Raw genomic sequence first — 6,905 nt, forward strand, 5'->3', positions numbered from 1 at the left:
CGCTGGCCGACAGGACGCCGGGCACCTTGCCCAGAGCGCGCTCCACGCGACTGCTGCAGGAAGCACAAGTCATCCCGCCAACCTCCAGCTCAGATTGTGCGACGACAGGTTGATAGCCTATATCAGCAATCGCATCGCCCAGAGTTTTCAGACTGGTTTGGGTCGGATCGAATTCCACGGTTGCCCGCTCAGTAGTCAGATTCACGCTGGCCTGCACCCCCGGCAAGCGATTCAGAGTGCGTTCTACCCGACTGCTGCAGGAAGCACAGGTCATCCCTGCCACCCCGATCTCCAGATTTTTCATAACGCTCCCTTTCCTGCCCGCTGCCCATTGCTATTTGAAAATTGCAACCTGCAGCATATCCTTGTATCTGGCTGTAATGTCAATCCGCCGCCATTGGGAAACCGGCGATCTTTTCGCCTACAGCAAAATAGTTGATTTTAAGTGACGGATGCTTATCATTTGCCCTCTTGTGCGCATTTGCCGCACCCGCTGAAAATGATATCTGGAGTTTAACATCGTGGATATTCGCCTTTCCCGCCGCGTCACTGCGGTGCGTCCCTCTCCGACACTCGCCGTTACCGCCCGGGCACAGCAACTCCGTCGGGAAGGCAAAGACATTGTCAGTCTCGGCGCTGGCGAGCCCGATTTTGACACTCCCGAATATATCAAGGATGCGGCCATACAAGCTATTCATCGGGGCTTCACCAAGTACACCGCAGTCGGAGGCACGCCGGAGCTGAAAGCCGCCATCATGGCCAAGTTTGCCCGGGACAATCATCTCGATTACCACCCCAATGAGGTGCTGGTATCCGTCGGCGGCAAACAGAGTTTTTTCAACCTCTGTCAGGCCTTGCTGGATGCCGGAGATGAAGTCATCATTCCCGCGCCCTACTGGGTGTCCTATCCCGATATGGTCATTCTTGCCGAGGCCTGTCCGGTCATTATTGATACGGACGCCGCCCAGCATTTCAAAATTCTCGCCGAACAACTGGAAGCGGCCATCACCGAAAACACCCGGCTTTTAGTGCTTAACAGCCCTTCCAATCCCTCAGGAGTCGCTTATAGCCGCAGTGAACTCGAAGCACTGGGAGAAGTATTACGTCGTCATCCCCGGATTTTGATTGCCACTGATGACATGTATGAAAAAATCCTCTTTCAGGATCAGCCTTTCGTAAACATTACCAATGCCTGTCCCGACCTGAAAGAACGCTGCATTGTCATGAATGGCGTCTCCAAGGCTTATGCCATGACCGGTTGGCGCATAGGTTATTGTGCGGGGCCCGAGACACTGATTACGGCCATGAACACCGTGCAGTCGCAAAGCACCTCCAATCCAACCTCCATCGCCCAGGTAGCGGCCCAGGCGGCCCTGGAAGGGGGGGATAGTGCGGTGCATGAAATGGTTCATGCTTTCCGGCGCCGTCATGCTTACGTATATGGTCGCCTGCAAAGTCTTCCGGGCGTCAACGTGCTGCCATCAGACGGCACCTTTTACAGCTTCCCGGGCTTTCATGAAGTGATGCAGGCCAAAAATCTGCAGGATGACCTGATTCTGGCGGAAGCCCTCCTGGAAGCAGGCGTTGCAGTGGTACCGGGTTCTGCCTTTGGAAGCCCCGGACATATCCGCCTTTCTTTTGCGACCAGTGACAAAAATCTGGAAATGGCACTGGATCGCATCGAACAATTTGTAAAAAGTTAGGCGGGGCTGACCGTAATCGCGGCGGCGGCCTTGGCCGCCCTTTCCCGCGCCTCTTCCACATTTTCTCCGGCAGCGACGGCTACACCAAGACGCCGCAACTTGCTGGCCGTCGGCTTACCAAAAAGACGTAAATCACTTTCTGGCACGGCCAGCGCTGCTTCAAGACCGGTATATCGGGGCCCCCAACCCAGATTTTTACCCCGAATAACCGCAGAAGCCGAAGCCCTGCGGAATCCGGGATCAACGGGCAAGCCCAGAATAGCCCGCAAATGCAATTCAAACTCGTTTTGACGTTGACTGGACAGGGTCACCAGACCGGTGTCATGGGGTCTGGGCGACAACTCACTGAAAATCACTGCTTCACCCTGCACAAAAAATTCCACCCCGTATAATCCCTGTCCGCCGAGATTATCCGTCACCTTTTGCGCCATGCTCTGTGCATCCTGAAGCGCCTGCGCGGACATGGCCTGGGGCTGCCAGGACTCCACATAGTCTCCGGCTTCCTGACGATGCCCGATGGGCGGGCAAAATACCGTACCTAAGGCAGAGCGCACCGTCAGCACGGTGATTTCAAAATCAAAGTCCACAAAGCCCTCGACAATGACTTTCTGCGCTCCAACGCGCCCGGCCGTCTGCGCTTCCTGCCAGGCCAGCGCCAATTCCGCCGCACACCGTGCGACCGACTGCCCTTTACCGCTGGAAGACATGACCGGTTTGATCACACAGGGGAAACCCAGCCCGGCCGCTGCCGCCTCCAGTTCCTGCAAGCTGCTGGCGAAGCGGTAAGGAGACGTGGGCAAGCCTAATTGTTCGGCCGCCAGACGACGAATACCTTCGCGATCCATGGTCAGTTGCACGGCTCGCGCCGAGGGGACCACCGTGGCCAAGCCGGAATTTTCGATTTCCACCAGGGCGGAAGTGGCAATGGCTTCAATTTCCGGGACCACGAAATGCGGTCGCTCACGCTTGACCAGAGCCAGAATTGCTTCAGGATCTGTCATATCTATTACATAGGCGCGGTGGGCGACCTGCATGGCGGGCGCATCTGCGTAACGATCCACGGCGATGGTTTCAACACCCAGACGCTGGGCAGCAATCAACACTTCCTTACCTAACTCACCGGCGCCCAGCATCATCAGCCGGGTCGCAGAAGCAGAACACGGAGTACCCAGATTCATGCGCATTTCCTTTAGCAAAAAACAATAAAAGCCCAATATGTCTATACTCAACATAGTATCATCTTCCCGACAGACGCATACGCAAAGGAGCATGACATGAGTAAACCCAGTATAGGCATGGTCGGTCTTGGTCGCATGGGTGCCAATATGGCGCGCCGTCTGCATCTAAAAGGCATGAATGTCATTGCTTACAATCGCCACGCCCAAAAAGCCCAGGACCTTGCTCAGGAAACCGGCATGCGCGCTGCCAGCTCGCTGGAAGACCTGGTCAAACAACTGCCAGCCCCCAGAGTCATCTGGTTAATGTTGCCGGCCGGTGAAGCCACTCAGGAACATATTGACCAGCTCCTCCCCCTGCTGAGCAAAGGCGACATCCTGGTCAATGGCGCCAATGCACTCTACGAGGACTCCATGGCCCAAGCCACCAAGGTGGAAGCTGCTGGCCTGCATTATGTCGATGCGGGCGTTTCCGGCGGGGTTTGGGGATTGCAGGAAGGCTATGCGCTGATGGTGGGCGGCAGTCCTGAAGCGGTTGCTCAGGTCACGCCTTTCCTGAAAGCCCTCGCTCCCGGTGAAAATCAGGGCTGGCTGCACTGCGGACCGGTAGGTAGTGGGCATTTCGTGAAAATGGTCCACAATGGTATTGAGTATGGAATGATGCAGGCACTCGCCGAAGGTTTCGCCATTCTTCAGGCCAAGACTGAATTCAATCTGGATCTCGCCAATGTCGCCGAAATGTGGCGCTATGGCAGTGTTGTCCGCTCCTGGCTTTTGGATCTGACCGCTGACACCCTGCACAAAGATCAGGTCCTGGCGGATATTGCTCCGGTGGTCGCCGACTCGGGCGAGGGACTCTGGACCGCACAGGCCGCTTTGGCCATGAAAATTCCTGCTCCGGTCATCACGTTGGCCCTGCAGATGCGTTGGGCTTCCCAGGGAAAAGACGACTATGCGGCCAAACTATTGGCCATGATGCGTAATCAGTTCGGCGGTCATGCCGTACAAAAGGAGGACTGAGTGGATAACCAATGTATTTGTCAGTTCGTCATTTTTGGCGCTACGGGGGATCTGGCCAGTAAAAAGCTGCTCCCGGCCCTGTATCACCTGGAATGCGCCGGTATGATGCCCAAGGAAATGCGCATTTTGGCTTTTGGGCGGCGCCCCTGGGACAATAATGGCTGGCAGGAGTTTCTCCGCGAACAACTGGAAACCTACGCAGGAAATTATCATGACGAACATTTTGATGATTTCTGCAAACATTTTGAGTACGTGCGTGGGGAAATTCATGAAAAGGAATCTTATGAAAAGCTCCGCGCTGCCCTCACTGAGGAGGGTGCGGATAAACCTGCTGCTACCATATTTTATCTGGCCATTCGCCCGGCAGATTTTGTGCCTGTTGTTCAGCAACTCTCGGGTGCCGGCTTCAATCAGGAAGGCGACTATCGCATTGTTATTGAAAAACCTTTCGGTGAAGATCTGGAAAGCGCCATGCGCCTCAATGAACAGTTGCATCGTCACTTTCGTGAGGAACAGATTTATCGCATTGACCATTATTTAGGCAAGGAAATCGTCCAGAACCTGATGGTCTATCGTTTTGCCAATCTGGCCGTAGAAGCCCTCTGGAACCGCAATTATATAGACCATGTGCAAATTACCGTAGCCGAAAGTGGTGGCATCGAAAGTCGCGCCGGTTATTATGATCAGGCCGGAGCATTGCGGGACATGTTGCAGAATCACCTGATGCAAATTCTGACTCTGGTAGCCATGGAGCCTCCCCCTTGCATGGAAGCGGACGCTCTGCGTGATGAAAAGGTCAAGGTACTCCGTTCTATTCGACCCATCCCCAAATCTGCGGTCACGGCCTATGCCATGCGCGCCCAATATGGTCCCGGGGTAGTAGATGGTAAGCATGTACCGGGCTATCAGGATGAAGCCGGGGTTGAAACCAACTCCATTACTGAGACCTATGTTGCCGCAAAATTTTATATTGATAACTGGCGCTGGCGCGGGGTCCCTTTTTATCTGCGTACCGGCAAACGCCTCGAAAACAAAACCTCCAGCGTTGCCCTGCGTTTTCGGCATACGCCCCAACAGCTTTTTCGAGAAACCAGCATCGAAAAAATCGAACCCAACTGGATCCTGCTTTCTCTGGAACCAGAAAGTCTGAAAACCGAAATCCAGATCAAGGAGCCCGGCCTGGAAATGCGCGTCCGTCCGGTGCAGCTCAATGCTTCCTATCGCAAGGAGGGTGAGCAGGAGCTGGATGCGTATGAAGCTTTGTTACTGGATGTCATGGAAGGCGACAAAGCCCTGTTTATCCGCTTTGATGAAGTGGAATGGGCCTGGCGGGTGGTGGATCCGATTATCAAGGCCTGGGGCCGGGAAACCGACTATATCCTCACCTATCCAGCGGGCTCCTGGGGGCCGGATGAGGCCGCACGGATTATGGACAAGGAAGATCAGTATTGGCGCAACAAAATCTAATCTGAGCGTGAGCGACGGCTATGAAACCATAACTGTCGCCCCTTGAAAACAACAAAAAAATCATACGAATCAATGAAAAAAATTATCTGCGCAAAAAGCGTAGTCAAACGTCTACAGCATAAGCTAATAAACTCGTCCTCGAAAGACGCCAGTTATTTTTTTTGTTCTAAATTTCATGCAGATAAGTTTACTGGCATAGTTCCTGCTTAATCATTTTGGTCGGTTACCCAATGACAGTCAAGCAAGGAGCCTCCATGAAAACCACAGGAAACACGATCATTCCCGAATGGGAAATTGTCCAGCTTTCTGAAATTATCAAGGCTATGTCTCATCCATTGCGCTACAAAATCATCTGCCTGCTGGGGCGTGGTGAAATGAGCATGCAGAATCTGGTAACAGCCATCAACACCAGCCACAGTAACGCTTCCCAACATCTTGCCTTACTGCAGGATTCCGGTCTGGTCCTGGTCAGAAAGGTGGCCAGTCGCGTCTATTACCGCATCCGCGATCAACGCACCTTACGCTTACTGGAAATCAGTAATCAAGTACTTGCCTGATCGATTTTTTTCAATATGTTGTATGGCTCGCCGCAGAAATTCTGCGGCGTTTTCGTTGATCGTCGCCGTACCGAGAAAACGACGCCATTCCCCGGCGCCAGTAACCCCAAAATACAGACCGTGCAGATGGCGACTCAGGCGTGGCGCAGGTAATGCCTCTCCCCAATTTTCGGCATAAGCCAGTAATTGTTCGAGCACGACGGATCGATCAGGTAATTGCCCGCGACTGTCCATGGCCATTTCCACTTCTGCCAGGAACATTGGATTATGATAAGCGGCTCGACCAATCATCACCCCATCGACGTGAGCGAATTGATCCAGTACTGTTTCAGTGGTCTTGAAGCCTCCATTGACTTCAATGCGTAAGTGGGGAAAATCGCTTTTCAGATGATGCACCCAATCCCAGCGTAACGGCGGTATTTCCCGATTTTCTGCGGGATTCAGGCCCTTCAACCAGGCATTACGGGCATGCACAATAAAATGCTGGCATCCCGACTGCGCCACAATTTCCACGAATTGATGCAAAGACGCATAATCCTCTTCGCGATCCAATCCCAAACGATGTTTGACACTCACCGGTAAGGCACTGTCCGAAAGTCCTGCCATCAGCTCGGCAACCAATTCCGGGGTCGCCATGAGACAGGCACCAAAACTGCCTTTTTGCACACGTGGCGAAGGACAGCCTACATTCAGGTTGATTCCGTCGTATTGATACTCTCTGGCCAGCCTGGAAACACGACGCATTGCGGCTGGATCATCGCCTCCCACCTGCAAAATCAAGGGGTGTTCGGCCGCAGAATACTCCAGAAAACGCTGGGGATCGCGACCCAGCAGCAGCGCATTAGTCGTCAGCATTTCCGTGTAAAGCACACAGGAAGGGCAAATCAGCCGCAAAAAGTGCCGACAATGGCGGTCAGTCCAGTCGAGCATGGGGGCGACTGATATCACTTTATCAATGGCCTCTATTGAGTTTATCATCGTAT

7 protein-coding genes are annotated in these 6,905 nt (G+C 53.6%); 4 read left to right on the forward strand and 3 right to left on the reverse strand.

The features are described from left to right. The coding region (locus AC2VLY_RS15435) for a copper ion binding protein (RefSeq protein WP_486893575.1) at positions 1-304 on the reverse strand (304 nt) is incomplete at its 3' end. A gap of 217 nt (positions 305-521) precedes the next feature. Between AC2VLY_RS15435 and AC2VLY_RS15440 the strand changes: the two genes are divergently transcribed. Beyond that, positions 522-1,703 (forward strand): pyridoxal phosphate-dependent aminotransferase, encoded by a 1,182-nt coding sequence (locus AC2VLY_RS15440; RefSeq protein WP_193651063.1) that lies wholly within the window; start codon positions 522-524, stop codon positions 1,701-1,703. Here AC2VLY_RS15440 and purT read toward each other — a convergent pair. Further along, positions 1,700-2,881 (reverse strand): formate-dependent phosphoribosylglycinamide formyltransferase, encoded by a 1,182-nt coding sequence (gene purT / locus AC2VLY_RS15445; RefSeq protein ID WP_486893572.1) that lies wholly within the window; start codon positions 2,879-2,881, stop codon positions 1,700-1,702. The genes AC2VLY_RS15440 and purT overlap by 4 nt on opposite strands. Positions 2,882-2,941: 60 nt before the next feature. Here purT and gnd point away from each other — a divergent pair, with 60 nt between their 5' ends. The 3 genes from gnd (at position 2,942) to AC2VLY_RS15460 (ending at position 5,922) form a co-directional block, all read left to right on the forward strand. Continuing rightward, positions 2,942-3,898 (forward strand): phosphogluconate dehydrogenase (NAD(+)-dependent, decarboxylating), encoded by a 957-nt coding sequence (gene gnd, locus AC2VLY_RS15450; RefSeq protein WP_300252344.1) that lies wholly within the window; start codon positions 2,942-2,944, stop codon positions 3,896-3,898. After that, positions 3,899-5,365: a glucose-6-phosphate dehydrogenase gene (gene zwf, locus AC2VLY_RS15455; RefSeq protein WP_193651060.1), complete on the forward strand. Its 1,467-nt coding sequence runs from the start codon at positions 3,899-3,901 to the stop codon at positions 5,363-5,365. 254 nt (positions 5,366-5,619) lie between these two features. Continuing rightward, entirely contained in the window at positions 5,620-5,922 is a 303-nt protein-coding gene (locus AC2VLY_RS15460; protein ID WP_193651059.1) for an ArsR/SmtB family transcription factor, read from the forward strand. Here the strand turns inward: AC2VLY_RS15460 and dusA are convergent. Next, positions 5,890-6,900: a tRNA dihydrouridine(20/20a) synthase DusA gene (gene dusA / locus AC2VLY_RS15465; RefSeq protein WP_193651058.1), complete on the reverse strand. Its 1,011-nt coding sequence runs from the start codon at positions 6,898-6,900 to the stop codon at positions 5,890-5,892. The two genes, AC2VLY_RS15460 and dusA, sit on opposite strands and share 33 nt — an antisense overlap. Between the last annotated feature and the right edge of the window lie 5 nt (positions 6,901-6,905).

The organism is Acidithiobacillus sp. TH-A36 (assembly GCF_057473445.1).

Coding starts and splice junctions, on each gene's coding strand:
- purT (WP_486893572.1), bottom strand. CDS start 2,881: ATGAATCTGGGTACTCCGTGTTCTGCTTCTGCGACCCGGCTGATGATG.
- AC2VLY_RS15460 (WP_193651059.1), top strand. CDS start 5,620: ATGAAAACCACAGGAAACACGATCATTCCCGAATGGGAAATTGTCCAG.
- dusA (WP_193651058.1), bottom strand. CDS start 6,900: ATGATAAACTCAATAGAGGCCATTGATAAAGTGATATCAGTCGCCCCC.